The organism is Rhodococcus sp. SJ-2 (genome assembly GCF_053750035.1).
Map to the genome: position 1 here is coordinate 689,225 of NZ_CM132340.1, position 25,859 is coordinate 715,083.

29 protein-coding genes are annotated in these 25,859 nt (G+C 65.0%); 11 read left to right on the top strand and 18 right to left on the bottom strand.

Annotated elements, in window-relative coordinates; all coding sequences use genetic code 11:
- Positions 1-90 precede the first annotated feature (90 nt).
- Positions 91-747 (top strand): GAF and ANTAR domain-containing protein, encoded by a 657-nt coding sequence (locus ACSYG9_RS03250; RefSeq protein ID WP_454841143.1) that lies wholly within the window; start codon positions 91-93, stop codon positions 745-747.
- A 22-nt stretch (positions 748-769) separates the two neighbouring features.
- Here the strand turns inward: ACSYG9_RS03250 and ACSYG9_RS03255 are convergent, their stop codons facing one another.
- Genes ACSYG9_RS03255 through ACSYG9_RS03265 form a run of 3 tightly spaced genes read right to left on the bottom strand, consistent with a single transcriptional unit; the run spans position 770 to position 2,536 of the window.
- Positions 770-1,108 (bottom strand): cupin domain-containing protein, encoded by a 339-nt coding sequence (locus ACSYG9_RS03255; protein ID WP_440125786.1) that lies wholly within the window; start codon positions 1,106-1,108, stop codon positions 770-772.
- A complete protein-coding gene (locus ACSYG9_RS03260) occupies positions 1,105-1,917 on the bottom strand; it encodes a methyltransferase domain-containing protein (RefSeq protein ID WP_454841144.1) in 813 nt (270 codons plus the stop codon). Before ACSYG9_RS03260 ends, ACSYG9_RS03255 begins: the two co-directional genes overlap by 4 nt.
- Before the next feature lie 28 nt (positions 1,918-1,945).
- Positions 1,946-2,536, bottom strand: coding sequence for an ATP-binding cassette domain-containing protein (locus ACSYG9_RS03265; protein WP_454841145.1), 591 nt, complete (start codon positions 2,534-2,536; stop codon positions 1,946-1,948).
- A 9-nt stretch (positions 2,537-2,545) separates the two neighbouring features.
- Here ACSYG9_RS03265 and ACSYG9_RS03270 point away from each other — a divergent pair, with 9 nt between their 5' ends.
- Positions 2,546-3,616, top strand: a complete 1,071-nt coding sequence (locus ACSYG9_RS03270; RefSeq protein WP_440125789.1) for an ABC transporter substrate-binding protein — start codon at positions 2,546-2,548, stop codon at positions 3,614-3,616.
- A gap of 8 nt (positions 3,617-3,624) precedes the next feature.
- The gene (locus ACSYG9_RS03275; RefSeq protein WP_454841146.1) at positions 3,625-4,443 is read left to right on the top strand and encodes an ABC transporter permease; all 819 of its coding nucleotides are present in this window, start codon (positions 3,625-3,627) and stop codon (positions 4,441-4,443) included.
- On the opposite strand, the gene ACSYG9_RS03280 is transcribed toward ACSYG9_RS03275, so the two are convergent.
- Positions 4,406-5,197, bottom strand: coding sequence for a hypothetical protein (locus ACSYG9_RS03280; protein ID WP_454841148.1), 792 nt, complete (start codon positions 5,195-5,197; stop codon positions 4,406-4,408). The two genes, ACSYG9_RS03275 and ACSYG9_RS03280, sit on opposite strands and share 38 nt — an antisense overlap.
- Positions 5,198-5,279: 82 nt before the next feature.
- Between ACSYG9_RS03280 and ACSYG9_RS03285 the strand changes: the two genes are divergently transcribed.
- Entirely contained in the window at positions 5,280-5,963 is a 684-nt protein-coding gene (locus ACSYG9_RS03285; RefSeq protein ID WP_440125792.1) for an ArsR family transcriptional regulator, read from the top strand.
- 38 nt (positions 5,964-6,001) lie between these two features.
- Here ACSYG9_RS03285 and lpdA read toward each other — a convergent pair whose 3' ends face one another.
- From lpdA to ACSYG9_RS03300, 3 genes are all read right to left on the bottom strand, one after another.
- Complete coding sequence (lpdA, locus tag ACSYG9_RS03290) at positions 6,002-7,405, bottom strand: dihydrolipoyl dehydrogenase (RefSeq protein WP_440125793.1); 1,404 nt, start codon at positions 7,403-7,405, stop codon at positions 6,002-6,004.
- 78 nt (positions 7,406-7,483) lie between these two features.
- On the bottom strand, positions 7,484-8,299 hold the full coding sequence (locus ACSYG9_RS03295) for an ABC transporter permease (RefSeq protein ID WP_440125794.1): 816 nt from the start codon (positions 8,297-8,299) through the stop codon (positions 7,484-7,486).
- Positions 8,296-9,243, bottom strand: a complete 948-nt coding sequence (locus ACSYG9_RS03300) for an ABC transporter ATP-binding protein (protein ID WP_454841150.1) — start codon at positions 9,241-9,243, stop codon at positions 8,296-8,298. Before ACSYG9_RS03300 ends, ACSYG9_RS03295 begins: the two co-directional genes overlap by 4 nt.
- Positions 9,244-9,330: 87 nt before the next feature.
- Between ACSYG9_RS03300 and ACSYG9_RS03305 the strand changes: the two genes are divergently transcribed.
- Positions 9,331-10,038 (top strand): TetR/AcrR family transcriptional regulator, encoded by a 708-nt coding sequence (locus tag ACSYG9_RS03305; protein ID WP_454841152.1) that lies wholly within the window; start codon positions 9,331-9,333, stop codon positions 10,036-10,038.
- A gap of 48 nt (positions 10,039-10,086) precedes the next feature.
- On the opposite strand, the gene ACSYG9_RS03310 is transcribed toward ACSYG9_RS03305, so the two are convergent.
- The 6 genes from ACSYG9_RS03310 to ACSYG9_RS03335 form a co-directional block, all read right to left on the bottom strand.
- Entirely contained in the window at positions 10,087-10,653 is a 567-nt protein-coding gene (locus ACSYG9_RS03310; RefSeq protein WP_454842859.1) for a response regulator, read from the bottom strand.
- A 71-nt stretch (positions 10,654-10,724) separates the two neighbouring features.
- Positions 10,725-11,966, bottom strand: a complete 1,242-nt coding sequence (locus ACSYG9_RS03315; RefSeq protein ID WP_440125798.1) for a histidine kinase — start codon at positions 11,964-11,966, stop codon at positions 10,725-10,727.
- A gap of 26 nt (positions 11,967-11,992) precedes the next feature.
- The gene (locus ACSYG9_RS03320; protein ID WP_440125799.1) at positions 11,993-12,763 is read right to left on the bottom strand and encodes an ABC transporter permease; all 771 of its coding nucleotides are present in this window, start codon (positions 12,761-12,763) and stop codon (positions 11,993-11,995) included.
- A complete protein-coding gene (locus ACSYG9_RS03325) occupies positions 12,760-13,668 on the bottom strand; it encodes an ABC transporter ATP-binding protein (RefSeq protein WP_454841155.1) in 909 nt (302 codons plus the stop codon). Before ACSYG9_RS03325 ends, ACSYG9_RS03320 begins: the two co-directional genes overlap by 4 nt.
- 97 nt (positions 13,669-13,765) lie before the next feature.
- Positions 13,766-14,605: an SDR family oxidoreductase gene (locus ACSYG9_RS03330; protein WP_440125801.1), complete on the bottom strand. Its 840-nt coding sequence runs from the start codon at positions 14,603-14,605 to the stop codon at positions 13,766-13,768.
- Positions 14,606-14,656: 51 nt separating this feature from the next.
- Positions 14,657-15,382 carry a MerR family transcriptional regulator gene (locus ACSYG9_RS03335; protein WP_440125802.1) on the bottom strand — a complete coding sequence of 242 codons (726 nt, stop codon included), beginning with the start codon at positions 15,380-15,382 and terminating at the stop codon, positions 14,657-14,659.
- A 42-nt stretch (positions 15,383-15,424) separates the two neighbouring features.
- Here ACSYG9_RS03335 and ACSYG9_RS03340 point away from each other — a divergent pair, with 42 nt between their 5' ends.
- On the top strand, positions 15,425-15,898 hold the full coding sequence (locus ACSYG9_RS03340) for a DUF6194 family protein (protein WP_440125803.1): 474 nt from the start codon (positions 15,425-15,427) through the stop codon (positions 15,896-15,898).
- 52 nt (positions 15,899-15,950) lie between these two features.
- Here the strand turns inward: ACSYG9_RS03340 and ACSYG9_RS03345 are convergent, their stop codons facing one another.
- The gene (locus tag ACSYG9_RS03345; protein WP_454841156.1) at positions 15,951-17,360 is read right to left on the bottom strand and encodes a wax ester/triacylglycerol synthase domain-containing protein; all 1,410 of its coding nucleotides are present in this window, start codon (positions 17,358-17,360) and stop codon (positions 15,951-15,953) included.
- Here ACSYG9_RS03345 and ACSYG9_RS03350 point away from each other — a divergent pair.
- Positions 17,359-19,365: a prolyl oligopeptidase family serine peptidase gene (locus ACSYG9_RS03350; RefSeq protein WP_454841157.1), complete on the top strand. Its 2,007-nt coding sequence runs from the start codon at positions 17,359-17,361 to the stop codon at positions 19,363-19,365. The genes ACSYG9_RS03345 and ACSYG9_RS03350 overlap by 2 nt on opposite strands.
- Before the next feature lie 48 nt (positions 19,366-19,413).
- Here the strand turns inward: ACSYG9_RS03350 and ACSYG9_RS03355 are convergent, their stop codons facing one another.
- Complete coding sequence (locus tag ACSYG9_RS03355) at positions 19,414-20,271, bottom strand: alpha/beta hydrolase family protein (protein ID WP_454841159.1); 858 nt, start codon at positions 20,269-20,271, stop codon at positions 19,414-19,416.
- 4 nt (positions 20,272-20,275) lie between these two features.
- On the bottom strand, positions 20,276-21,328 hold the full coding sequence (locus ACSYG9_RS03360; RefSeq protein ID WP_440125807.1) for a patatin-like phospholipase family protein: 1,053 nt from the start codon (positions 21,326-21,328) through the stop codon (positions 20,276-20,278).
- Between the two features lie 95 nt (positions 21,329-21,423).
- Between ACSYG9_RS03360 and ACSYG9_RS03365 the strand changes: the two genes are divergently transcribed.
- From ACSYG9_RS03365 to ACSYG9_RS03380, 4 genes are all read left to right on the top strand, one after another.
- A complete protein-coding gene (locus ACSYG9_RS03365; RefSeq protein WP_440125808.1) occupies positions 21,424-21,813 on the top strand; it encodes a phage holin family protein in 390 nt (129 codons plus the stop codon).
- A gap of 185 nt (positions 21,814-21,998) precedes the next feature.
- On the top strand, positions 21,999-22,319 hold the full coding sequence (locus ACSYG9_RS03370) for a hypothetical protein (RefSeq protein WP_440125809.1): 321 nt from the start codon (positions 21,999-22,001) through the stop codon (positions 22,317-22,319).
- Positions 22,320-22,396: 77 nt separating this feature from the next.
- On the top strand, positions 22,397-22,597 hold the full coding sequence (locus tag ACSYG9_RS03375; RefSeq protein WP_440125810.1) for a PspC domain-containing protein: 201 nt from the start codon (positions 22,397-22,399) through the stop codon (positions 22,595-22,597).
- Positions 22,598-22,727: 130 nt separating this feature from the next.
- Positions 22,728-22,928, top strand: a complete 201-nt coding sequence (locus ACSYG9_RS03380; protein WP_440125811.1) for a PspC domain-containing protein — start codon at positions 22,728-22,730, stop codon at positions 22,926-22,928.
- Positions 22,929-23,440: 512 nt separating this feature from the next.
- Here ACSYG9_RS03380 and ACSYG9_RS03385 read toward each other — a convergent pair.
- Entirely contained in the window at positions 23,441-24,397 is a 957-nt protein-coding gene (locus tag ACSYG9_RS03385; protein WP_440127517.1) for an alpha/beta hydrolase-fold protein, read from the bottom strand.
- 296 nt (positions 24,398-24,693) lie between these two features.
- Positions 24,694-25,707, bottom strand: a complete 1,014-nt coding sequence (locus tag ACSYG9_RS03390; RefSeq protein WP_454841160.1) for an alpha/beta hydrolase — start codon at positions 25,705-25,707, stop codon at positions 24,694-24,696.
- Between the last annotated feature and the right edge of the window lie 152 nt (positions 25,708-25,859).

A 25,859-nucleotide genomic window follows, 5' to 3' on the forward strand; every position in this document is an offset into this window, starting at 1 on the left:
CCGCGGTGGAGCGAGCGGACTATCGTCGACCAGGTACGCGAAGAAGGGTGATGGGCGATGTCGGATCAGGACGAACGATTGAGCGGGATCATGGCTGAGCTTGCTCGGTCGATGACAGACGCTACCGATCTCGAGTCGTCGCTCGAACGCCTCACCACGGCCGCGATCGCACTGATTCCGGGTGCGGATTCTGCCGGGGTTCTCATGGTCACCGGACCGTCCGAGTTCGAGACCCACGCCGCCACCTCCGAACTGACGAGGCGGGTGGACAAGATTCAGGCAGAACTCCGGGAGGGCCCGTGCGTCGATGCTGCGCTGGAAGCGGAGATGACACACACCGCCGACCTGCGATCGGAACCCCGATGGCCGCAGTTCTCCGCAGCCGCGGTCGAGGCGGGCGTATTCAGTATGTTGTCGTTTCGCCTGTTCACCCACGGCAACGAGTCCGGTGCCCTCAACCTGTTCGCGTCCGAAGCCGGGGCATTCGATGCCGAGTCGATGCACGTCGGCGGGGTCCTCGCTGCGCATGCGGCCATCGCGGTCCTCTCCTCCCGCAAGGAACTGCAGTTCAAGTCCGCGCTCGCCAGCCGCGACCTGATCGGCCAGGCGAAGGGCATGCTCATGGAGCGGTTCGCTGTGGGAGCCGAACAGGCGTTCCAGATGATGGTTCAACTGTCGCAGGAGACCAACACGCCTGTTTCAGTGATCGCGGCCCGGATTGTCGAATCCGGTCCGGGCCGCCGCTGAGCCCCACTTGCGATGCGCCGAATCAGCGCAGGATCGTCAGCATCACGACGGAGTCGGTGTTTGCAACGAGTTTGTGCATGATGCCCTCGTCGACATGCACCGCGGTACCCGGGACGAGCGAGACCGTCTCGTCGGCGGTACTGAACGACACGTCGCCACTGGTTGCCTGCACGAGAATCGGTGCAGGCGCGCGGTGGTCCTTCAGGATCTGCCCCGCAGCGAAACCCATTCGGATCACCGTGGCACCCGGCCGCGACACAAGCTTCTCGAGGCGCGGGGCGTCGCCGTCCTTGACGTCGAGATGCGTGAGTCCTTCGATCACGGTCATCGTGCCGTCGGAGTCGGTTGCGTCGGTCATCATGCCGCCTTCTTCTTCGCGATGATCTCGATCGCGACGAGGTGCTTCTTGTATTTCGTGAAGGTGGACCGCATCTGCAGCACACGCGCTCGCGCGTCGGAGTCCCGTAGTACGTTGCCCACGAATTTCACTGTACCGACGAGCCCTTCGTCGGCGAGGATGCGCTGGGGTTCGAGCAGTGCCATAGGTGCGAAGCCCACGGTCTCGACCTCGAATCCAGCGTCGGTGAGAAGCTTCGTCCATTCGGCCGCGGTGAGCGGACGCGCGTTGACCTTGATGGACCGCGCAAGAGACTTGCGGATCTCGGTCTTGACCTCGTCGTCGACCTCGTCTGGCTCGATCGCCAATTCGTGGATCGCGTAGCGACCACCCGGTCGCAGCACGCGTAGTGCTTCCTCGATGATCTCGCTCTTGTGCTTGTCGGTCTGCATGGTGAGCATCGCCTCACCGACCACGACATCCGCGGACGCATCGTCGAGCCCTGTCTTCGACGCCTCACCGCCGACGACCGTCCCGGAGAAATTGATGGCCTTGCGGGTCAATTCGGCTGCACTCTCGTCGGATTCGACACCCACATAACTTTTGGGAGCGAGCTCCAGGATGTTCTGCGCCGTGCGGCCGAGGCCAGGCGCGAACTCGACGACGTCGACGCCGCGCAATTTCGCGTCGGACAGCATCCGTTCCGTGAGTTCTTTCCCTCCGGGACGCAGAACGCGCTTTCCGAGGCGCGCGAGCAGCCAATGGCCGGGTAGATGGGCGGCATCCCGATCGGCCAACGGCAGTGCGTCGTCGGCTCCGTGCTTGTCGTTCATGGTCGACCCCTCTCGGTGCACATCCTATTTACAGGAATAATGTACGGTAAATCCCCATGGTGGTGAATATGTCGGTGATCTCGTGGGCGGTCATCAGCACGCCTGCCCCCTCGGCCGCGGCCCGCCCCAGCGCGACGCCCACCGTCTTCGCCGATGCAGAGTCCAGGTGCGCGAACGGTTCGTCGGCGAACACCACCGAGGGGCACGCGAACAGTGCCCGGGCGAGAGCCGCGCGGCGCTGCATCCCGCCGGACAATCGGAAGGGCGGCAGATGCGCAACATCCCTGAGCCCCACCTCGTCGAGCGCGCGTTCGACGTCCGGGCGGGGCCCGGACCTCCACACATCACGTCCGGGCGCACCGAGCAGAACATTTCCCCCCACGGACATCCACGGCAACAACCGTGCCTCCTGGAAGAGGATGCTCTGCCGTTCGATCCGACGGGTGACGGTGCCCGTCGAGGGCTCGAGCAGTCCGGCAGCGGCGTGCAGGACCGTGGTCTTGCCCAGACCGGATTCACCCAGTATCACCAGGATTTCGCCTGCGTCGAGCCGCAGAGACACATCGTCCACGATGACCTTGTCACCGCGGGACAGACCTACCCTGTCGAATTCGATCAAAGGATCTCCGTGAACCGTCATCATCTCCCCCCTGAAATTCGTGCACTGAAGGTTCGCGCATCGAGGATTCGCGCACCGAAGGTCGGCTCCCTGCTGCTGGCATTCGCTGTGGCCACCGCTGTGCTCACGGCGTGCAGCAGTGACGACGACACCTCGGCGTGTGGTACCACGGACTCCGGGACCGATGCCGCCTCGGGCCTGCCCGACTCGCTGAACGTCGGAGTCGCGAACAACGTGGCGATGGCGGCGCCCCTGACCGGACTCGGCGACCTCGGCGTCGACGACACCTCGACGAACACCGCGAGTACCCCGGAAGAGTTGCGTACCAACTTCATCGCCGGCAACTACGACCTCGCGGCGATGCCGATCAACATCGCAGCGAACCTGTGCGCGCAAGGCATCGACCTCGTCCTCGTGGGTACGGTCAGCGGCAACATCGTGTACCTGATGGGTCCGGACGGCACTACTCTCGACGATCTGCGCGGGCAGACCGTCCACATCCCCTTCGAGAACGACATCATCGATCTGGTGACGCGGCAGATCCTCGACAGCGCCGGAATGACCTACGACGGTGAGAATCCCGATGTCACGCTGCAGTACCACCCCACACCGCTCGATATCGCGACCGGCCTGACGTCGGGGACGATGCAGTACGCGATCCTGCCGGAGCACCTCTCGACGGTGGTGGCGGGAGCCACCGAGAACATCGTCGAAGCACAGAGCATGCAGGACCTGTGGATCGAGCAGACCGACGCCTCGTCCCTGCCGTTCGCGGGATTCGTGCTGCGCGGCGAGGTCGCGCGCGAGTACCCGGATCTTCTCGGTGCCCTGCAGACGAACCTGCTGGGTTCGGTCGTCGACGTCGTCTCCGACCCGCAGGCCGGGGCGTCGGCGATCGCCGACGTGGTGCCGATTCCCGCCGAGGTGGTCGCCGAGGTTCTGCCCGAACTGCGCCCCACCTACCTTCCGGCCGCGGACGGTCGCGCCGACACCGAACTGCTCTACGAGTCGCTGATGCGGACGGTCCCGGAGTCCATCGGCGGAGAGTTGCCCGCCGACGGCTTCTACGGAGTGGGCTGACGAACGCGATGGGAACGCCTGTGAAGCAGGGCCGCTCGCCGCAGTACGCTCTCGGCGCCGCTCTGTGCGTCGTCGCGCTGCTGGCCACCTGGCACTGGTTGTCACTGGGTCAGTCCCCCGCCGTGATGCCGAGTCCGGCACAGACGCTCGAGGCGCTGTGGGAGATCACCGCGGACGGCTCCCTCGCCACCGAGCTGGCGATCACGCTGCTGCGCGCGGCCACCGCGACGATGCTCGCGCTCTGCGTCGGCCTGCTGTTCGGCTGGGCCGCGACCGTGTCGCGGTTCGCCGACGGCGGCCTCGCGCCGGTGCGCGCGATTCTGCAGGGGCTTCCCCCGATCGTGCTGATCGTGTGTCTCGTGCTGTGGATGGGCAGCGACCCCTCGATCACGATCATCGTGTGCGCGACCGTGATGGTGCCGCTCATCGCTGCGGCCACCGCGTCGGCGCTGCAGTCGATCGACCCGCATCTGCTCGAACTCGGCGCCGGGCTGCAGTTGAGCCGCACACGTCGGCTGGTATTCATCGTCGCGCCGTCGATCCTGCCCCCGATCGTGGCGGCGACGGGCGCAGTCGCGTCCGGGTCGGTGCGTGTCGCGGTGATGGCCGAACTGCTGTCGGCCCCGGACGGGGTGGGCGCGGCGATCGCGCAGACCCGGACCCTGTTGCAGACACCGAAGTTGTTCGCATGGACACTCGCGATCATCGTCTGCGCGCTGCTGGTGGATCTGGCCATCCGAGTCGTCGTCAAGAGATGGACCGCCCTGTTCTCACCGAGTGACCGTGCCGCTACCGCACGTACCCGGAAGGGCACGCGAATCCGTTGAACGACGCCACATCGCACACACTGCGCGCCGACAACTTCCACGTCCCGTCGAGGTACACGAAGGTCAGGCGCAGCGGGGTCTCGGGACCGGGGGCGCCCGCGAAGGTCACCTGGAGACGACCCGAGGCCTGCGTGCCGTCGAAGTCGATCGGGTCGATGACGCGTGGCCGGACGACCTGCAGCATCGTCCCGGCGCGTGCCCCAATCTGTTCGAGCACCGCTCCGGCCTCGGTACCGCGTTCGACGTGGGACTGGCGGTACGAGAGCGAATTGGACGGGGCGACGGCCGAGTGCAGCGTGGCCGTGAGTTGTTCGGCGCTGGGCGCGGGCACCTGCGGTGTCGCGGCGACAGGGTCGGACGGCGGGGCAGCCGAGACCTGGGGTGCAGAAGCAGGGCCAGGTGCCGGAGCCGTAACGGCGGGGGAAGCTGCCGCGGGAACAGGCCCTTCTGGAGCACCCACGTCCGGGGCAGGTTCGGCCTGGCCGGTGGGCGCTGCTTCACCGGCCGGGACCTCTGCAGCGCCGGCGCCCCGATCGGCGGCGAGTGACTGGAGCGCGGCGAGGATCGCGGCGTTCGACGTCGACTCAGCGACCGGCTGCCGGCCCTGCTCACGCACCTCCACGGCAACGAACACCGACGCCACCGCAACCACGACCGACGCCACGGCGATAAGTGCGAGAGCAAGGGTAGCCGCAGTTCCGAGTCGGTTTCGACCTGGTCGTACCGTGGACGGTGAATCGGTCGTAGCCTTCATGGGGACGACTATAGAGGAATTTCATCATTTTAATAAGGTGAGCCTCACCTGAGGTCACCCGGGATCGTGACAGGAGTGCGAGTTGGCAAAGCGGGTGAAGCAGCGCGAGCGCGTACTCGACATGCTTCGGGATTCGACGGGCCCCCTCGACGCACACCACCTCGCGGCCGCGCTCGACCTGCACGTCACGACGATCCGGTTCCACCTCTCCGGGCTCGTCGAGGAAGGACTCGTCCGCACCCAGGCGCTGCCCGCCGAGAAGGTCGGCCGGCCCCGCATGGGCTACATCGCGGTGAAAGAGCCGTCCTACACCGATCTCGTCGCCCTGCTCGCGGCGCGCATCGGCGGTAGCGCAGCCGAGCGCGAGCTCAAGGCCTTCGAGGTCGGCGACGACTGGGCCGGGATGCTCGGGCTCGTTCCCGCCCCCACGACCGACGCCGGCGCACTCGTCATCGAGTCCCTCGAACAGCTGGGCTTCGAAACACAATCGGCCACCAACGCATTCGGCACGCACAGCATCACCCTCTGCACGTGCCCGCTCGCCGAGATCGCCCGCAGCAATCCCGAAGTCGTGCGCGGAATCCAGCGCGGCCTGATCCAGCGGGTCCTCGACGACCACGCCGCCGCGCTCGGAGCTTCCTACACCGTCGACGTCTTCCCCGATCCTCAGGACGGGAACTGCCTGGTCGAACTGGTGTTGCGCCCGGCACGACACGGGCCCGGAACGACAGCAGCTCGCGGCGACGGTCGAGTCGACACGAGCTGAGTCGGTACATCCGAGCGGGGATCCACCCGCGCGGAAGATCAGAAGTTGATCATGTGTCCTGCGAGGCCGTGAATGGCTTCCTGAAGCGCTTCCGACAGGGTCGGGTGCGTGTGGACGTTACGCGCCAGTTCGTTGACGGTCAGGTCCCACTTCTGTGCGAGGGTGAGCTCGGGCAGCAGCTCGGAAACGTCAGGGCCGATGAGATGTCCACCGATGAGTTCACCGTGCGTCTTGTCGGCGATCAGCTTCACGAAGCCGTTCGGATCGCCGAGACCGTGCGCCTTGCCGTTGGCGGTGAACGGGAAGGTCGCGACCTTGATGTCGTAACCTTCGGCCTTCGCCTGCTCCTCGGTCAGACCGAACGACGCGACCTGCGGCTGGCAGAAAGTCGCGCGCGGCATCATGCGGTAGTCGCCCAGCTCGAGGGTCTCGGCGTTGCCGATGGTCTCGGCGGCGACGACGGCCTGGGCCTCGGCGACGTGCGCGAGCTGCAGCTTGGCGGTGACGTCACCGATGGCGTAGACGCCGGGGACGTTGGTACGCATGCGCTCGTCGATCGCGATCGCACCGCGATCGGTCAGCTCGACGCCGGTCTTCTCGAGGCCGAAGCCCTCGACGCGCGGGGCGAAACCGACGGACTGCAGCACCTTGCCGACGGTCATCGTCTCGACGTTGCCGGTCTTGTTGTCCTTGATTTCGACGGTGACGTCCGAGCCGTTGTCGGTGATCTTCTGGACCGCAGCACCCGTCTTGATGGTGATGCCGAGCTTCTTGTACGCCTTGGTGATCTCCTTGGAGATGTCGGCGTCCTCGTTGGGCAGGGCCCGGTCGAGGAACTCGACGATCGTGACGTCGACCCCGTAGTTCTTCAGGACGTAGCCGAACTCCATGCCGATGGCACCGGCGCCGACGATGACGATCGAGTCGGGGAGGTCGCGGGTGAGGATCTGCTCCTCGTAGGTCACGACGTTGTCGCTGAGTTCGGTGCCGGGCAGCAGCTTGGTCACCGAGCCGGTGGCGATGATGACGTTGTCGAAGGTCACCCGGTCGGTGCCGCCCTTGGTGAGCGCCACCTCGATGGTCTTGGCGTCGACGAACGACCCCTTACCGTCGTACTCGGTGATCTTGTTCTTCTTCATGAGGAAGTGCACGCCCTTGGTGCGACCGTCTGCCACCTTGCGGCTGCGGTCGAAGGCTGCACCGAAGTCGAACGACACGTCCCCCGAGATGCCGAACGTCTTGGCCTCTTTCGTGAAGAGATGTGCCAGTTCGGCATTGCGGAGAAGCGCCTTCGAGGGGATGCAGCCCACGTTGAGACAGACACCACCCCAATACTTCTGCTCGATGATGGCGGTGCTCAATCCCAGCTGTGCCGCGCGGATAGCAGCGACGTACCCACCGGGGCCGGCTCCGAGGACAACGACGTCATAGTGTGAGGTCACAGCCATAGAGGGTAGTCCTGCCCGATCCGGCTGTCTGCCGATGGTCCGGTTACCCGCCGGTAGGGAGAGTTTTCGCACTCAACGCTGCGCGCCGTACCGCCTCACAGCGAGGGGCACCGTCACCGCGAGGATCACCGCGATCCATCCGAACGCAGCAGCGGCAGGATGGTGCATCGGCCACGCCGAGTCGGCTGCCACCACGGTTCCCGAACCGAACAACTCCCGCAGTGCAGCCACCACCGAGCTGATCGGATTCCACTCCGCGATGATGCGGACGACGGACGGCATTGCCTCCGTGGGTGTGAACACGTTCGAGAACATGATGAGCCCGAAGATCATCGGCGCCGCCTGCTGGAGCAGCTGCTCGTCACGGATCGCCATACCGAGGAGGAGGCCGAGCCAACTGAGCGCCGCCCGGAACGCGAACAGCAGCACGATCGCCAGGGCGACGTCACCTGCGGGTGCGTCGATACGCCACCCGGCGAGGTACCCGATCCCCATCATTGCGGCGAGGGCAACCGCACCGATCACCGTCTCCGCGAGCGCGAGCCCCGTCGGCACCCCGGACCGTGCGATGGGCAGCGCGCGGAACCGGTCGGTGAGCCCGCTGTTCATGTCTGCATTGGCAGTGCTCGCGGTGCCCATCAGGCCCAATGCGGCGACGAGGACGAACACACCCGGCATCAGGTACGACCGATACACCGAGGGGTCGGAGTCACCGGCGAGCGCGCCGCCGAAGACGTAGCCGAACAACACGACCATGCCCAGCGGCGCGGCGAGCGAGACTGCGAGCAGCGCCGGCGAGTGCCGGTATGTGGCGACGGTGCGACCGAACACCACGCGTGCTGCCGCGACCGTACCTACTGAGGACTGCACCGGGTGATCGATGGTCACGATGCCGGGGTCCTTTCGGTGAGCGCGAGAAATGCCTCGTCGAGGCTCGCGCGGCGTCTGCCTATGTCGTGGACGTCGATTCCGTCGGCGTCGAGGACCCGCAGGATCGGGAGCAATTCCGGTTCACCATCCATACCGAAGGCCAGTCGGATCGAGTGTTCCTGCACCACAGCCGATCCCACTTCTCGTGCACCGAATTCGTTCAGAATCTTCACAGCCCGGCCACAGTCGGCAGATGCGACGACCAGGTCGACCCCCGCGCCGACCGCGGCGGTGATCTCGGCAGGCGTACCGGTGGCGACGGTGCGGCCGCCGTCGAGGATCGTGATTGCGTCCGCGAGCCGTTCGGCCTCGTCCAGATACTGGGTGGTGAGCACCACCGTGGTGCCTTCTGCGACGAAATCCAGGATGTATCCGAATATGTCGTTGCGACTGTGCGGGTCGAGGCCGGTGGTGGGTTCGTCGAGGAACAGTACTGCGGGGCGTACGACGGTTCCCGCGAGGATGTCGAGACGGCGCCGCATGCCACCGGAATAGCTCTGGACCTGCTGATCGGCCGCGTCGGCAAGACCGAAGCGCTCGAGCAGGTCGCGGGCGTGGCGCCGGGAGTCGCGCGCTCGCATCCCGGAGAGCCGCGCGAACATCGTGAGGTTCTCAGAGCCGGTAAGCCGTGGATCCACGGAGTGGAACTGGCCGACCAGTCCGATGCGTCGTCGCACCTGCACGGCGTCGACGACGGTGTCGAAACCGAGAACCCGCGCCCACCCGGACGACGGGCGCAGGAGCGTCGACAGCATCCGCACAGTGGTGGTCTTGCCAGACCCGTTCGGCCCGAGCAATGCGTGCACCGTCCCTTCCCGCACGCGAAGATCCACCCCGTCGACGACCGCGCGTTCACCGTAGCGGCGGGTCAGGCTTTCCGTTTCGATGACGTTCACGCGCATCTCCTCATCTGTAAACAGCGTTCGCAGATTTAGTGTAAGCATCTGCGAACACTGTTCGCAACTGGCTTCTCGAGGCATGCTGAGGTCATGCCGACCTCACTGTGGCTGAGATCCGACGAACCGAAGCGCGGACCACGCCCCACGCACACGCTCAGCGATATCGCCGAGACCTGCGTCGACCTCGTCGATCGAGAAGGTATACGCGCACTGTCCATGCGCCGCGTCGCCGACACCCTCGGCACCTCCGCCGCATCGCTGTACCGGTACGTGTCCGGAAAGGATGATCTGCTCGCTCTGATGGCCGACCGCGTCGCAGGCGAATACGAGTTCGCACCGCTCACCGGCGACGTGCGCGCCGATGTCCTGGCCATAGCGGAACAATCTCGAGCGCTACATCGGAAACATTCGTGGCTACGTGAGATCCCCACCACCGACATGGGACCGAACACCATCGCCTATCTCGATCACCTCATCGGTGCACTCGCCCCGGCGAAACTCGCCCCGACGGCCACCATGATGGGTGTCGCGCTGCTCAATGGGTGGGTGGCGAACTTCGCCCAACAAGAATCCGCAGGGATGGTCGCTTCCCGGTCGGGCGGCGGCGCCGGACATCTGGCGGCCATGCTCGCGCGCGGTGACTATCCGCACTTGGCAGCGCTGTTCACCGGCACCGGCGAAGACTCTCCCGCCGCTCCACTCGACAACGACGCGGCGTTCGTCGCGGGCATCGACGCGATGCTCTTCGGCATCGCACCACTGCACGCCACCGACACGACTCCCCATGGCCGAAGGTGACATTCATGCAGTCCAACGGCATCGAGGTGACGTTCGGCCATGCGGAGTTCAGCCGAGGATTCCGCGCTCGTAGGCGGCAGCCACCGCCGCGGCACGGTCCGACACGTCGAGCTTCCCGAAGATGTGGATGAGGTGTGTCTTCACAGTCGCCTCACTGACAAACAACACCCGCGCGATCTCCCGGTTGGATGTCCCCTTCGCCACCAGCACCAGAACCTCACGCTCGCGGGCACTGAGTGACCGTGGAGCGCCCGCACCGCGCACCCGCGACATCAGACGCGACGCGACCACCGGCGACAGGACCGTACGTCCTTCTGCAGCTGCCCGCACCGCGGCGAACAGTTCGTCGCGCGGTGCATCCTTGAGCAGGTACCCGGTGGCGCCTGCCTCGATCGCGGGAATGGTGTCGGAGTCCGAGTCGTAGGTCGTCAAGACCAGAACGCGACTGCGGGCACCGCTCGAGGTCAGCTCGGCGATCGCCTCGACACCCCCGCCTCCCGGCATCCGCAGATCCATGAGTACCACGTCGGGATCCAATCGGGCGACCAGCGCCACCGCTTCCTTCCCGTCCCCGGCTTCACCCAGGATCGTGAATTCATCCGAGGCAGAGAACATTCCGCGCAGTCCATCACGGACGACGGGATGATCGTCGACGATCAGTACGGTGATGCCCTGTTCGTCGCTGCTCACGTCACCGACCCCGCCTTCACCAGCGGCACTCGCACCGATACTGCTGTTCCGGCGCCGATTTCGGACTCGACGTCCAGAACCCCGGCAATGCGGGCTATGCGGGAACGCATGCCCCTCAAACCGAATCCATCCACCGTCTCCGCCGACAGGTCGAATCCGCGCCCGTCATCACGGATATCGATGCTGACCTCGTCGTCCATGTACGACACGGTGACACCGACGCGGTGCGCCGACGCGTGTTTGGCGACGTTCGCGAGCGCCTCCTGCGTGATCCGAAACAGCGTGGCGGCGATGTCGTCGTGCAGATGTTCCACAGTTCCCGTCACCGTGAAGTCGACCCGGATCCCGTGCTCGGCGGACCAACGGTCCACGCATTCGGCCAGGACTGTTTCGAGTGTGTCGTGCTCGAGCACTTCCGGCGCGAGATTGTGCACAGAGCGTCGCGCCTCACCGAGGCTGCGTCGGGCAAGGTCCGCGGCCTCGGCCACGTGACGTCTCGCCGCGTCTGGATCAGGAGTGGCGCCAGCGGCCTGCAGCTGGGTGACGATTCCGGCGAGGCTCTGCGCCAGGGTGTCGTGGATCTCCGCTGCAAGACGACGCCGCTCGTCGTCGATTCCGGCTTCTCGTGCATGCCTCAACAATTGCGCATGCAATGCCTGGTTCTCCGACAGCGCCTGTTCGAGACGGGCATTCGCACGTTCGAGCTCGGCGATCGCGTCGATCCGTTCTTCGGTCCTACGCAGGTCGCGCTCCCCGATCCGGTACGCCACCATCGCTATCGCAGCGTTGAGGAAGAACAGCAGGACGAAGACGATCCAGATCTCCGGATCTCGTGGAGGCAATCCCCCCGCTTGCGAGCCGGCCAACGTCACCGCCGTCGCGACCAACCCGGCACGGGCCCACCGTTCCCCGACCAACCAGGGCGCATCGAAGTAGCCCATCACGGCGTAGATCGCGAAGAACGGGTTGAACAGGCTCAGGACGAACGCCAGGACCGTGCGGGCGATGTAGTAGATCGTGCCGGACCCCTGATGACCACGCAGCCGCCGGATCTCCCAGCCCGTCAGCACCACTACCAGCAGCGACGCCGGGATCCGTTGATCGGGGGCCATCAGCAACGATGCGGTGCCTGCGGACAGTAGTGTTCCGGTCGCGAGCAGCGCGATCGGACCCCACCGGTGGAAGCGGCTCCACGGGTCGTCATCCAGCTCGTGCGTCGTTGTTCGCTCTGTCGCCACGGTGTCCAGGATGACGGCTGGAGGCGTCACTGCCAACGGAACCAGCGGATCGCTGCGGCGGTGAGCACCACCGCCCACGCCGTGACCACGGCCAGCCCACTCCAGGCGGGCCAGTCACCCGCTGCAGCCTGGTCGAGAATCTGCGCGGCCGCCCCGAAGGGGGTGAGTTCGACGATCCGTTGCAGTACCTCGGGCATCGCCTGCACCGGAAGCCACACCCCCGCACAGAACATCATCGGGAAGAACACGATCGTGCCCAAAGTCTGCGCTACACGCTGCGACGACGACAACGCCGAGATCGCGGCGCCGAGACTCAGTGCCGCAGCGAGGGTCACGAGTACCGCGAGAGCATAGCCCCACGGCTGCGCGGGAAACGTCACATCGAACACCACACGGCCGACGACAAGCGCGAGGACCACCGACACGGCAATCGCCACGGCGTGCACGACGATCTGTGCCGCCAACAGGTACGCCGGGCGTGCCGGAGTCACAGCCAACCTACGGAGAATGCCCTGCTCGCGGTATGCAGACAACACCGTGGGCATCGTCTGGATACCACCCACGATCATCGCCAGCAGCAACGTCACCGGCACGTACAGGTCGATCACCCGCAAACCACCGAGGTTGGGATCGGGTTCCCGGAACGACGGGATCAGACCGAGAATCGTCAGGAGCAGAACAGGGAAGACGAGGATCCAGAACAACGCCGCGGGTTGGCGTGCGAACAGTCGCGTCTCGGTGCGCAACACCGCGATCGCCGGCGTGGTCGTCGCGCTGCCCATGATCGAGGTGGTCATGATGTGCCTTTCGATCCGGTGATGTCCAGGTAGGCGTCGTCGAGGGTTGCGTCGGCCACACGGAGTCGTTCGGCGCTCAATCCCGCCCCGGCGAGCACCGAGAGCACGGCCACGACCGATTCCTCACCGCCTTCCACCACGACCCGATCGTGATCCGTTCGTACTGCAGCAACGCCGGGCAACGACTCGAACCTGCCGACGTCGAACGGACCCGAAGGGCGGAACGAGACGACGACAGCGGTGGACGACCTGCCGATCAGTTCCGTAGGTGTGCCCAGCGCTTCGACCCGGCCCGAGCGGAACACGGCGACCCGGTCGCACAGCCTCTGGGCTTCCTCCATGAAGTGTGTGACGAGCAGGACGGTGACACCGGCGTCACGGACTTCCTCGATCAGCTCCCACGTGTCGCGACGTCCGCGGGGGTCGAGGCCGGTGGTGAGTTCGTCGAGCACCACCACGCGCGGTGTCCCGATGAGCGCAAGAGCGATGAACAGACGCTGTTTCTGCCCTCCCGACAGTTTCGCGAACTGGGTGCGGAGCAGAGCCCCGAGCCCGAGACGTTCGGCAAGGGCCAGACCATCCGCAGGCCGCGTGTAGAACGAGGCGTACAGCTCGAGGGCCTCACGCACGGTCAGTTTCGGCTGCAGTTGACTTTCCTGCAATTGGGTTCCGAGCAGTTCGGTGACGGCGCGGTGGTCACCGATCGGATCGAGTCCTGCGACGCGGACGGTACCGGAGTCGGGTGTGCGTAATCCGGAGAGGCATTCGACGGTGGTGGTTTTCCCCGCGCCGTTGGGGCCGAGAATCCCGAAGATTTCACCGTCGTCGACGTGGAGATTCACGCCGTCGACGACGGTGCGCCCGCCGTACGACTTGCGTAGGTCTGTCACTTCTACGATTGGCATGCGTCGAGCGTGCCCGCCGGCACGGGTCGTGCACATCGACCGAGCGGGTCGAATCCGCATCAACCGATCGGTTGATGCAGGCCGGTACGCGATTGTGTCAAGGACGGAACCGGAACATCTGCAGAATGTACCCGGGAACTCCGCTGAGCGGAACGGCAACGGGCCAGTCATCCGAGCGGAAGTACGCCTCGGTTCCGCCGTCCACCGTCACGATACTTCCCACCATGAAATCTGCTGCGCGGGAAAGCATGAACTCGACCCACTCGGCGATCTGCTCGGCGTCACCGAAACCACCGATCGGTACTGGAAAGCCCTCGACCCGCTTCGCTTGCGGACCGGCCAGCTGCGTTTCCAGCAATGGTGTCGAAATTGCGCCCGGTGCAATGACGTTGAGACGAATCCCGGAACCGGCCCAGTCGTCGGTGACCGCGATACGACGAGCCCACCGGGTAACCGCGATCTTCGTCGCCGCGTACGTGAACGGGGCTGCCGCAGCGGAGATGCGTCCTGCACGCTTGACACCCTTGTCGAGGTCTCCGGCGAGAAAGGCCTTCACCGCAGAGTTCGGCACACCGGGAGTCGCCGTCGTCGAGTTCGATCCGAACACCACCGCTTTGCTGTTGCCGGTCGCGGCGAGGGCGGGTCGCCAGCCGACGAGCAGATCTATCACACCTCGCACGTTGACCTGGGCGATCACCGCTTCCTTTCCTGCCACGGGTCCCAGCCCGGCGGCGAGCACGGCGCCATCGAGGCGTCCGCCGGCAAGCTCGAGCGTCTGCCGGATCGCCGTGGAGCGACCCTGCGGCGTCGACAGATCCGCGACGACGTCGGCGTCCGATCGGTCGACCCCGATGACCGTGTGTCCCTTCGCGCGCAATCGCTCGGCGCTCGCCTTGCCCATCCCGGATGCCGCCCCGGTCACTACATAGATACCCATGTGTCCCCCTTCACTGCGTGCGGACCAGTACAACATGTGGACCCGGCCCGCTCATCGATGGGAGATGATCTCGGCAAGGACGGCTCCGGCACGCAGCAGCGCAAGTGTTCGCGCTGCGATGTCGTCGATCCTCGAGTCCAGCGCCGTCAGCGACACGTCGATGTCCTGGAGGTCGCGAAGATCGGTGAGGGCTCTGTGGACGTCGGGTATGCGATAGCCGGCGGCACGCAACGCCGCGACGATACGAGCCTCGCGGATCGCCGCGAGCGGGTAGCGGCGGGCGGACCCCGCGTTCGTGACCACCCGCTGTGGCGTCACGAGCCGCTCTTTCTCCCAGAAACGTAGCGTCGAGGTACGAACACCGAGGGCGTCGGCGAGTTCGGTGATCGTCATGGTGTCGCTCTCGGTGGGCTCGACGTCGATCTCCGCCTCCGTGCGGATGAGGAGGAGGGCCCGCCGTGCTTCGAGTGCCTGATCTCGCTCGCGAGCGAGTTCGACGTGGAGCAATGCCACCGGGGCAGGCGCATCGGACGGCGCGAGGAAGCGGATCTCACGCATCACTCTCCGCGCCTCCACCGGACCGACGGCCACTGCGAGGTCGCGGTAGGCGTGCAGGTCGCGAACGTGTCGCGCGGAGAACACCCGGTATCCGTTGTGCCTCCTGGGTGCAGGGTCGATGACGCCGTGTGCTTCGAGGTCTCGGATCTGCTGTACCGAATAGCACGTGGCCTCGGCGACAGCGGCGGTGCCCAGGTCGACCACCTCGCCACGCGCCATTGCCGAAACCCTCCATAAGCACTTCAACTACACACTTGAAGTATGAGTATGGAGCAGATTCTCGAGACGGTGCGCGGCTTCGAAGGGATTCTCGAGCTCGCACCCGCCGAAGGCAGTGAGTTCCCCGAGGTCGCGTGGGGCGATCATTTCTTCTATTACGCCCCCGACGGGCAGGTCCCCCAGCGCGGGCAGCCGTTCGCGACGATCGTGACGAAGGACTATCCCGGCGACACCGAGTCCGAGCTGGATTCGCCGGACCGGTGGAGACTGAACATCCACGTCGGCCGGGCGAGGCTTACCGAACTCACCGGCGAGGAACCACGGGCAACGGAATCCGCGGTGGACTTCAGTGCCGCCGACACCGTCCTTCCCCATCCGGTCTATCGAGCTCAGGGGTGGATTGCGATCGTCAACCCCGGTGCCCGGACGTCGGCCACCGCCGGCGATCTTCTCCGCCGCGCGCACGAGGACGCGCGACGCCGGAAGACACCACAGAGCCGCGACTCGCACGGATAGGAACACCGTGCCGACAAGGTGCGCGTGTCTTCCGAGCGTGCGTATGTCTCGGTCACCCACCGAGTGCGACCCGAACCTCGATGATCGCCTCCCGCAGCATCGACTCGTACTCGTCGACATCGGGCACCGCACGGGGGCTCGAGTTGATACCGATCGTGACGGTGTCGCCGAGGCCGTACACACCGTGCGTCAGTGTCATCACCGGTGACAACCCCGGAAATCCGGCGCTGAACACGACCGGGGCACCCGCGAGTTCGAGGTCGGCACGGCCGCGGTTCACGCTCGATACCACCGTGTTCCCTGTGACGGTCTCGGGAACCTCGCCCAAAGGGTACCGATCGATCCCGAACTTCAGCAGCGGCGCGGGAACGAACTCCTTCGCCGAATCACGTTGCGCCAACAGCGGGCTCGACAGTCGTGCGCGGCGATCGGCGATGTCGTCAGCGATCAGCGCGGCCCGCGCGGACAGATCAGGTTCGGTCACGAACAGGTCGACACCGGCGTTGCGGTAGTTGTTGCGCGACACCCCTGTCGCGTCGACCGCGATGGTGACCTCGGCGCCGAGCCGATCCGGCACCGTCTCACCGCGCAACACCAGGAAGCGGGACAGGGCGACGGAGATCGCAGTCAGCGCCGCCACGGTGACGGTGACGCCGGTTCCGCGGAGTTCCTCGACGGGGCACACCACCATGCGCACGGCCCGCTCGTCGCCGGGGGCGGTATTGATACCGACGAGGGGACGCCCCGCGGCCGGCTCGGGAATCTCTCCTGCGGCAGTTGCGTCCGTCAACCCTCGATCAGCAGCGGCGGCTCGGCGGCCTGCCGCGACGAGTCGCGCGAACTGGACCGGGAACCGGAAGGATCGTGCCAGCATCAAGGACATCGAGACAGCGTCCGGAGCCGACGAGCGCGGTGGTTCCTCGGTGCCGAACAATGCGCGCACCAGTTCCGTCGCCCGAGCCCCGTCGGCGAAAGCGTGCGACACCTGAAACACCACAACAACGGCGGTCCCGTCACAGCGAGGAGCGTCGCGCACACCGGTGAAGACGTGCACCCGCCACGGGCTCGTCCGCGCGTCGATCGAGGTGGCCACCAGCGACCCCAAGCGTTTCTGAAGCTCGGCCCACGTGTGGTCGGTCAAGACGTGCTCGACCACCAGGTCGTCGCCGTACTCCCTCGGCTCCCAATACGGGTAGTCGAGGTTCTTCGGAACTTCGCGGATCCTGCACCGGAGTTCCCCCACCCCCGCGACACGTCGCCGAACCGCGACACGCACCGCATCGGCGTCGGCGTCACCTGCGAAGCAGTACAGCAGGAACTGATCACTGCGGATCCGCTCCGCGAGCCAGTACATCTGCGCGTCGGAAGGGGTGAGCTGCACGGCCGCGAGCGTACCGTCGACCCATTCACGGGGCCCCACCGTCGGCACCCCACCGCTCCGGTCCAGGTAGAAATAGGGCATGAGCGATACCACCGACCCCTACCTCTGGCTCGAGGACGTCACCGGCGAAAAGCAACTCGACTGGGTGCGCGCACGTAACGACCGCACGGTCGATGCGTACACCCGCACCGACGATTTCACGACGCTGGAATCCCGGATCCGGGAGATCCTCGATACCGACGCGCGCATCCCCTACGCGCGACGTCGCGGCGAGTATCTCTACAACTACTGGCGCGATGCCGAGCACGTGCGCGGACTGTGGCGACGCACCACTCTCGACCAGTACGTCCTCGACAATCCGGAGTGGGATGTCCTCGTCGACCTCGACGCGGTGGCCGCCGACGAGAACGAGAACTGGGTGTGGTCGGGTGCTCAGGTTCTCCGTCCTGACCAGAACCGCGCGCTCATCAGCCTGTCGCGGGGCGGTACCGATGCAACTGTGATCCGCGAGTTCGATCTGGTCACACGACGGTTCGTTTCGGGTGCCGACAGCTTCGAACTCCCCGAAGCGAAAACCGACATCAGCTGGATCGATGTCGACGCCGTCTTCGTCGGAACCGACTTCGGCGACGGCTCCCTCACCGATTCGGGATACCCGAGGATTGCGAAACGCTGGCGCCGCGGCACACCGATCGCCGACGCCGAGACCGTGTTCGAGGGCGAGACCACCGACGTCGCCGTGGGCGCCGGATACGACAACACTCCCGGGTACGAACGCAGCTTCGTCGACCGCGCCATCGACTTCCACGCCGCATACCAGTACGAACTGAAGCCCGACGGCACCCTGATCAAGCTCGATGTCCCCGACGACGCGCGGGTGAGCGTGTACCGCAACCACATGCTCGTCCGACCCCGATCCGAGTGGCTCGGGCACCCCGCCGGTTCCCTGCTCGCGGCCGACTACCCCTCGTTCCTCGACGGTTCGCGCGAGATGACGGTGCTGTTCACACCCGACGAACACACTTCTCTCGAGCAGTACACCTGGACGCAGAACCATCTGCTGATGGTGACCCTGCGCGATGTCCAGACCCGCATGCGTGTCCTCACGCCCGGACCCGACGGATGGACCGACGAGGAACTCGAGGGATTGCCCGACGCGACCTCCACGGCCATCATCGACGTCGATCCGCGCGAGGGCGACGAATTCTTCCTCAACTCCAGTGGTTTCACGACCCCCGCTACCCTCCTCTCCGGCACGGTCGGACAAGCACTCGAGCCGATCAAGCAGGCGCCGTCCTTCTTCGACTCCGACGACGTCACCGTCACACAACATTTCGCGACGTCCGACGACGGAACGCAGGTCCCCTATTTCGTCGTCGGTAGCAACACCGATACGGCATCCCCGACCCTGCTGTACGGGTACGGCGGATTCGAGAACTCGATGGTCCCGGCGTACAGCGGCGGTGTGGGGCGGGCATGGCTCGAACGCGGAAACACCTATGTGATCGCGAACATTCGCGGAGGTGGAGAGTACGGCCCCACATGGCACACCCAGGCCCTGAAAGAGAACCGTCACAAGGTATTCGAGGATTTCGCCGCGGTCGCCAAAGACCTGGTCGCGCGGGGAATCACGACTACAGAGCAACTGGGGATCCAGGGAGGCAGCAACGGCGGCCTGCTGATGGGTGTAATGCTCACCCGCTATCCGCAGCTGTTCGGCGCCATCGTGTGCCAGGTCCCACTGCTCGACATGAAGCGCTATCATCTGCTGCTCGCCGGCGCCTCGTGGATGGCGGAGTACGGCGACCCCGACAACCCGGACGAGTGGACTTTCCTGTCCGAATATTCGCCGTATCAGAACACGGATCCCGATGCGACATACCCGCCGATCCTGATCACGACGTCCACGCGTGACGACCGTGTGCATCCCGGGCATGCCCGCAAGATGGTGGCGCTCCTCGAGGAGCAGGGCCACGAAGTCTGGTATTACGAGAACATCGAGGGCGGGCACGGTGGTGCCGCAGACAACGCGCAGGCAGCGTTCAAATCTGCGCTGACCTTCACGTTCCTGACAGAAGTGCTCTAGCAAGAAGTGGATCCGAGCTCGGTTCCGGGCTCGGATCCACACCGTCGGTCACCGGTCGCGCAGCCAGGCGACGATCCGCTCGATCGTATCGTCGTTGTCACGGATCCAGCCGTTGTGACCGAGTGCTCGTTCCAGGTGCCACGTGGTGACATCGGCCGCAGGCAACTTTTCCACCAGGTGGCGTGCCGACATCACCAGGGTCATGTCGTCCCCCTCGACGGTGACCGACAGAACCGGAAGGTCCAGCAGGGCGAGACGCTCCTCGTAGTCGATGTCGGCACCGGCCGGCTCGAATCGGCCACTGCGCGCCAGCCTCGCCCAGTCGGAGATCAGGGGACGCGACTGCCGTCCGAAACCCGCGACGCCCAACCGGTCGCCGGGCCAGAATCCGGCGACGCTCGCGGTGAGCGACATCGCCGTCGAGCCGAGCAGGAGGCGGGGGGCGTGTACCCCGGGGAATTGGCGGTAGTACGGGGTTCCGGAGGCCACGAGCACCAGCCCACCGAGGCGACCACGACTACGCGCTGCGTACATCACACCCAACTGACCGCCCATCGAGTGCCCGAGCAGGAATGGCGTCGAATCGGGGAATCGTTCGCGCACCACCTCGAACATCGCGGGGAAGTGCACTGCGACGATCTCCTGGTAACCGTACGCGCTGTCGGGCCCTGGTCTGGGACGACTATCGCCCTGACCTGCGAGTTCGCAGATCGCCGCATCGAATCCGCGTTCGGCGAGGGCATGCGCGAACGGTTCGTAGTACCCCGCGGAGATACCGAGGCCCGGAACGATCGCCACCACCGCCCGCGACGAGTCGAGCCGGCTCTCATGTTCGTGAGCCGGCCCCGGAAACAAGCGCACCGCGGTTGTCGTGCCATCTGGAAGCTGGATCGGTACGGTCTCCACCAACTCAGACTAGGCCCGAATCACCGTCCTGGTCAGCAGACCGAGATGCGGCGGTTCCGAGCCCCGCAGCGTCGAGCGCGGTCTCGGTGAGCTCCCGACCGAGGGCGATCATCTCGACAGCCTTGTGGAAATCGAGACTGCGGCAAGCCGTGCGGGGGACTTCGACCAGCACGTCCGGCGGATAGGCCGCAAGCTGGTGGCGAGCGAGAGCGGACTGCATGATGTCGAGCGAACGGTTCATCACTGCGACCCGACTGAACTTCGGCGCTGCGGCTTCCCCATGGCCGACGTGGATTTCGGAGGCGGCGCCGTCGGGGGACTCGGGGTGGAGATCGTCACGGCCGAACTCTTCGTCGGTCGCTCCCGTACCGAACCTGCCGACGACCGAACGGACGATGTCACTGTCGAGCAGCAGCGACGCCGACCGCCGGAAGCGTCCGACCCATTCTTCCGCGGGACGCGGTTCCGCACTCGCGTTCTCCGGCGCGTGTGTACGACCGCGTTCTTCGGCTCCGAGGCTCACCCCGATCGTCAGATCTGACGGGACACCGACTGTCGGGGCCACCGGTAGCGGAGCGAGTGTGCCGCCGTCGGTGAGGACGCGGCCGTTGAGAACATACGGGGTGATGACACCGGGTATCGCGATCGACGCGCGGATTGCGACGTCGACAGGTCCCCGCTGGAACCACACCGGGCGGCCCGCCGCCAGGTCGGTTGCCACAGCGGTGAACGGGATCGGAAGGTCTTCGATGACGACGTCTCCGATGAGATCGCGCACTTTGTTGAGAACCTTCTCTGCGTGGATGACCCCCGGAGACGTGACGGACACGTCCAACAACCGGACAACATCGAGCTGGGACAGACTCTCCGCCCACTGGGTGTATTCATCGAGCTTTCCCGCAGCACGGACACCGCCGACAAGCGCGCCCATCGACGACCCCGCGATACCGACGATCTCGAAGCCGCGCTCCTCCAGGACCTGGATGGCTCCGATGTGGGCGTAACCTCGGGCACCCCCGCTACCGAGAGCGAGTGCGACGCGTTTCCGATCGGCCATGGCCCCGATGGTGCCATGGCCGGACGCTCTGCAGTGCGGCGGGACTCTGCACTGTAATACCGCCGCAGCCGGCCGAGCGGAGATACCCTGACACCATGATCAGGCTGCTTGCCACCACAGTTGTTGCGTTGATCGCCAATGCGATTGCCTTGATCGTCGGCGCGTGGGTCCTGCCCGGCATGACGCTCAGCTCGTTCGCGTTCGTCATCGCCGTGGTGATCTTCACCGTGGCCACGGTCCTTCTCGACCCCCTGATCCGTCAGGTTGCGATGACGAAGACCCCGGTGCTCATCGGGAGCAGCGCGCTGATCTCGACACTACTCGCGCTCATCGTCACCGCGATTTTGAGCGACGGCCTCCGGATCGACGGCCTCACGACCTGGATCCTCGCTACCGTGATCGTCTGGGCTGTCGCACTGATCGCCCGCTTGTTGCTGCCCTATATCGTCTTCAAGAAGACACTGGCCAAACGCAGAGCTGCCTGACAGCTGCCCCGCATCATTTCGCAGACACCCGCACGGGGACAACCCCGTGCGGGTGTCGTCGCAGAAAACCCTGAAAGAAGGTTCAGGGTACAGACGGGGGTCTGTCCCCGATGTGCCCGACGTGGTCTGTGGCGCACGATCGATACATCGATTCAGCGAGCCTCACAGACTTCGGGAGAGTCCCCATGCGTAAGACGATCATGACCGCACTGCTCACCGGCGCCGCAGCACTGACGATCGGAACAGGTGTTGCTGCAGCAGAATCCGCTCCCAACGTCGTCGGGATGGAGGAGCACGTAGCCGCCTCGACGCTCTCCGCCACCGGTACGCCGTACTCGGTCACCAACCGCTCGGGGAACATCGCGGGCACCTGCGCGGTAACTGAGCAGCGCGACCGTGGCTACCGGACGGAGACCGAATCAACTTACAACTCCAGCACCGGCAACTGGGATCGTAAAGAAACGAAAGTCTGGCGCGGCATCGGACTGACCATCGTATGCCGCTGACATCCAGCGTCATTCAATACGCACCGGACCTCAGCCGCTCGGCTCGACACACATTCGACAGGGAGAATGATCTCGTCATGACCTACGACAACAATGCACCGCGACCTTTCACCCGCTCCACCTCACAGCGCATGCTCGGTGGCGTGTGCGGCGGAATCGCGGAATACTTCGGCATCGACACCAACCTCGTACGAGCCGGCGCCGTACTTGCAGCGTTCGTCACCGGTGGTACCGCCGTCCTGCTGTACGTGGCGCTCTGGATGCTCGTGCCCGAATGAATGGACGAGTTCTCGGCACTGCCACACGCTGCTCGCACCAACCCGCCGGCTGCACCCCGAGAAGAAGATCAGGGTGAAGATCGGGGCACCACCTGATGTGCGCACGCACGACGAAAGGCACGATCAACCTATGTCCTTCGAAAGCAACGAACCCCGCATCTTCACCCGCTCGACCACGTCTCGCATGCTTGCTGGTGTCTGCGGAGGGATCGCTGAATACTTCGGCATCGACGTCAACATCGTCCGGGCTGCTGCTGTTGTCGCCACCTTCATCACCGGCGGCACCGCCATCTTGATCTATCTCGCGCTCTGGATGCTGATTCCGGAGTGAGACAGTGAACGCCGTGGATCTCGATCCGAGACCCACGGCGTTCGAACACTCAGGGCTACAGCGAGCCGGTGAGGAGCGCCGGCCCGATCGCCAGCAGCAACCCGACGAGCTGGTTGATCACTTCGAGACCTGCGGTGATGCTGCCCATCTTTCCTCCTGTGCTTCGCCGGAGGTCTCATACCTCCGGACATCGGAATTACCTGGATATCAACAGATTCAGCTGAGGAACTCTGCACTCTGCGACAGCAGAGAGAAGATGAAGACGATGATTTCGGTGATGGTGGTGCTACCCATTGATCCTCCTACGCCGGGACGGTCGAGCTGATACGGCACGCACTTCGAGATCGCATCGTGCCGTAACTCACATTACGACACGGTCTCAGTCCCCGACAGTGTTATTGCGTTGGAAGATCTTTGAAATCTTTCGTACTGATACTGTTGCAACACAACAGCATTCATTGATGACGGCAGGATGCCGACCGCCCCTGGGCCAGGGGCGGTCGGCATCCTTGTCACAAACCGATAGAACTCGCAATCATCGGCCAGGAAGTGTGCAGGTCATCCTGCCAATAGTCCCAGGAATGCGTTCCCCGCGTCCGGAACTCGAAGGTGGCAGGAATACCGAGTTCATCGAGACGAGAAGCCAAACGGTGCGTACAGTCGTTCACCGCAGCCTCGATGACACCCCCGACGACGATCTGGTTCAGAAGAAGACCCGGATCCCCGTCGACCGACCTCGCGCCCAAGTTCTCATGCGGACCGGGCAAGCCCGTCGCCGACGAGACATACAGTTCGATGCCCCGCAACTTCTCCGCGTTGACGTACGGATCGTTCGCGGCCCATCCCGGCCCATCGAGCGGACCCCACATGTTCTCGACGTCTGCGTCCCCCCGACTCTCGACAACGGTACGTACATAGAGCTGCCCCAGCTCCGTACTCGTTTCGGCACACCCGCTGTACGCACCCACGGCCTCGTACAGCTCAGGCGCAGCGATCGCAAGACTCAACACCGACGTACCCGACATCGACAATCCTGCTATCGCATTGACACCCGAGGCACCGAAGGTCGTATCGATGATCGGCGGCAGCTCCTGGGTGAGGAACGTCGTCCACTTGTTCCTGCCCAGCGCGGGGTCGTCCTGCTCCCAATCGGTGTAATAAGTGAAAGAACCATCCAACGGCGTGACGACATTGACATTCTTATCGGCGAAGAACTCGTCGATGTCAGTTCGGGCATCCCACGTGGCCTGCCCTTCCCCACCTCCGGCTCCGTTGAGGAGATACAGCGTAGGTCTCGGGATGCTCACATCCGCCGCCGTCCGCACCCGCAGAGGGACGACACGGTCCATCGCCGCCGAATAGACGTGCGCGACGATCGTGCGATCGTTCTCGACCTCGATGCGGGACAGCCCCGACACCGTCTGCGCAGCAGCTACATTCACCCACAGGGCAGAGGGAATCGACGTCAGAGCGACCACGGACAATGCCACGCAAGCCCGCCGGAACGACACCACCCGACCGCCTCCCGAGTCTTGGAAACCGGCCGGACAAACCTCGATCTCAAGGCCTCCCCGGCCGGGATGAAACCATTTCTACACCAGAAAACCACCCAACGGTCACGAAACGGTCAAAATTTCGGAATCCGAGTTGCGGACACCGTGCAAGGAGGGCCGACTCATCGGAGCCGGCGTCACCGAAGGCACGACACCACTGTCACAACCCGATGGCTGCCGCCACCGTCACAACCCGATGGCTGCCGCCACCGTCACAACCCGATGGCTGCCGCCATCATGGGCCACGACTTGTGCAGATCGTCCTCCCAGTAATCCCACGAGTGCGTACCATTCCTCCATTCGAAGTGCGCGGGAATCTCCAACTCCTCCAGCCGATCCGAGAGGCGCGTCGTGCAGTGATGGACGGCCGCTTCGATGGTCCCGCCCACGACGAGCTGACCCACCAGACCGAGGGGGTCGTAGTTGATCGACCTCGAACCGAAGTGATCGTGTTCACCCGGCAGACCCGTCGCCGCCGACACGTACAACTCGATCCCTCGGAGCTTTTCCGCATTGAGGTACGGATCGTTCTCGATCCACCCCGGCCCGCCGACCGGCCCCCACATGTTCTCGGGGTCTCCTCCCTTGACCCGCACCACCGCCTGAACGTAGGCCTGCCCCACCGGTGTGCTCGTTTCGGCGCAACCACTGTACGCACCGACAGCGCGATACAACTCGGGCGCGGCTGTTGCCAGGCCGAGCACCGATGTACCCGACATCGACAGACCCGCAATCGCATTGGCCCCGGTGGTTTCGAACTGCTCATCGATGATGGGCGGCAACTCCTCGGTGAGGAACGTCGTCCACTTGTTCCTGCCGAGCTCTGGGTCGTCCCGCTCCCAATCGGTGTAATAGCTGTAGCGTCCGCCCAGCGGAATCACCACATTGACGTTCTTGTCGGCGAAGAACTCGTCGACATCCGTCTGTTCGTCCCATGTGGCAACACCCTCGCCACCACCGGACCCGTTGAGCAGATACAGCGTCGGTCGCGGCTCACTGGTGTCGGCAGGCAACCGCACCCGGAGCGGCACGACGGTATCCATCGACGCCGAATACACGTGCGCAATGACAGTACGGTCGTTCTCCACCTCGATGTGCGAAAGTGCCGAGATCCGCTCCCCCACTGTCGGCGACCCCGGAACCGGCTCGGCCGATACCCCTGCGGGCACACACACCGCAGCCGCCAATCCGACCGTCACGACACCACACGCACGCCGAAACCACATCGACAAAAGACCCACACCCCTCGAAAAACCGTCCCGTCCCACGGCGAGTCCAACGCTCGCCCCGGCGGCGCTCCCCGACCAGCCCCGAATAACACCATCGTTCTTACACGATTCCGATGTGAAGGTCACGAGAAGGTCAAGATCTTGGTATG

What these genes read in the sequence shown, in the direction of transcription:
- ACSYG9_RS03370 (WP_440125809.1), top strand. Translation starts at nt 21,999, where the DNA reads ATGCGTAAGACGATCATGACCGCACTGCTCACCGGCGCCGCAGCACTG.
- ACSYG9_RS03390 (WP_454841160.1), bottom strand. Translation starts at nt 25,707, where the DNA reads ATGTGGTTTCGGCGTGCGTGTGGTGTCGTGACGGTCGGATTGGCGGCT.
- ACSYG9_RS03360 (WP_440125807.1), bottom strand. Translation starts at nt 21,328, where the DNA reads ATGGCCGATCGGAAACGCGTCGCACTCGCTCTCGGTAGCGGGGGTGCC.
- ACSYG9_RS03335 (WP_440125802.1), bottom strand. Translation starts at nt 15,382, where the DNA reads ATGGCGCGTGGCGAGGTGGTCGACCTGGGCACCGCCGCTGTCGCCGAG.
- ACSYG9_RS03320 (WP_440125799.1), bottom strand. Translation starts at nt 12,763, where the DNA reads ATGACCACCTCGATCATGGGCAGCGCGACGACCACGCCGGCGATCGCG.
- ACSYG9_RS03250 (WP_454841143.1), top strand. Translation starts at nt 91, where the DNA reads ATGGCTGAGCTTGCTCGGTCGATGACAGACGCTACCGATCTCGAGTCG.
- ACSYG9_RS03340 (WP_440125803.1), top strand. Translation starts at nt 15,425, where the DNA reads ATGAGTATGGAGCAGATTCTCGAGACGGTGCGCGGCTTCGAAGGGATT.
- ACSYG9_RS03325 (WP_454841155.1), bottom strand. Translation starts at nt 13,668, where the DNA reads ATGCCAATCGTAGAAGTGACAGACCTACGCAAGTCGTACGGCGGGCGC.
- ACSYG9_RS03330 (WP_440125801.1), bottom strand. Translation starts at nt 14,605, where the DNA reads ATGGGTATCTATGTAGTGACCGGGGCGGCATCCGGGATGGGCAAGGCG.
- ACSYG9_RS03345 (WP_454841156.1), bottom strand. Translation starts at nt 17,360, where the DNA reads ATGCCCTATTTCTACCTGGACCGGAGCGGTGGGGTGCCGACGGTGGGG.
- ACSYG9_RS03300 (WP_454841150.1), bottom strand. Translation starts at nt 9,243, where the DNA reads ATGCGCGTGAACGTCATCGAAACGGAAAGCCTGACCCGCCGCTACGGT.
- ACSYG9_RS03275 (WP_454841146.1), top strand. Translation starts at nt 3,625, where the DNA reads ATGGGAACGCCTGTGAAGCAGGGCCGCTCGCCGCAGTACGCTCTCGGC.
- ACSYG9_RS03380 (WP_440125811.1), top strand. Translation starts at nt 22,728, where the DNA reads ATGTCCTTCGAAAGCAACGAACCCCGCATCTTCACCCGCTCGACCACG.
- ACSYG9_RS03310 (WP_454842859.1), bottom strand. Translation starts at nt 10,653, where the DNA reads ATGTTCTCTGCCTCGGATGAATTCACGATCCTGGGTGAAGCCGGGGAC.
- ACSYG9_RS03305 (WP_454841152.1), top strand. Translation starts at nt 9,331, where the DNA reads ATGCCGACCTCACTGTGGCTGAGATCCGACGAACCGAAGCGCGGACCA.
- ACSYG9_RS03260 (WP_454841144.1), bottom strand. Translation starts at nt 1,917, where the DNA reads ATGAACGACAAGCACGGAGCCGACGACGCACTGCCGTTGGCCGATCGG.
- ACSYG9_RS03255 (WP_440125786.1), bottom strand. Translation starts at nt 1,108, where the DNA reads ATGATGACCGACGCAACCGACTCCGACGGCACGATGACCGTGATCGAA.
- ACSYG9_RS03280 (WP_454841148.1), bottom strand. Translation starts at nt 5,197, where the DNA reads ATGAAGGCTACGACCGATTCACCGTCCACGGTACGACCAGGTCGAAAC.
- ACSYG9_RS03350 (WP_454841157.1), top strand. Translation starts at nt 17,359, where the DNA reads ATGAGCGATACCACCGACCCCTACCTCTGGCTCGAGGACGTCACCGGC.
- ACSYG9_RS03365 (WP_440125808.1), top strand. Translation starts at nt 21,424, where the DNA reads ATGATCAGGCTGCTTGCCACCACAGTTGTTGCGTTGATCGCCAATGCG.
- ACSYG9_RS03375 (WP_440125810.1), top strand. Translation starts at nt 22,397, where the DNA reads ATGACCTACGACAACAATGCACCGCGACCTTTCACCCGCTCCACCTCA.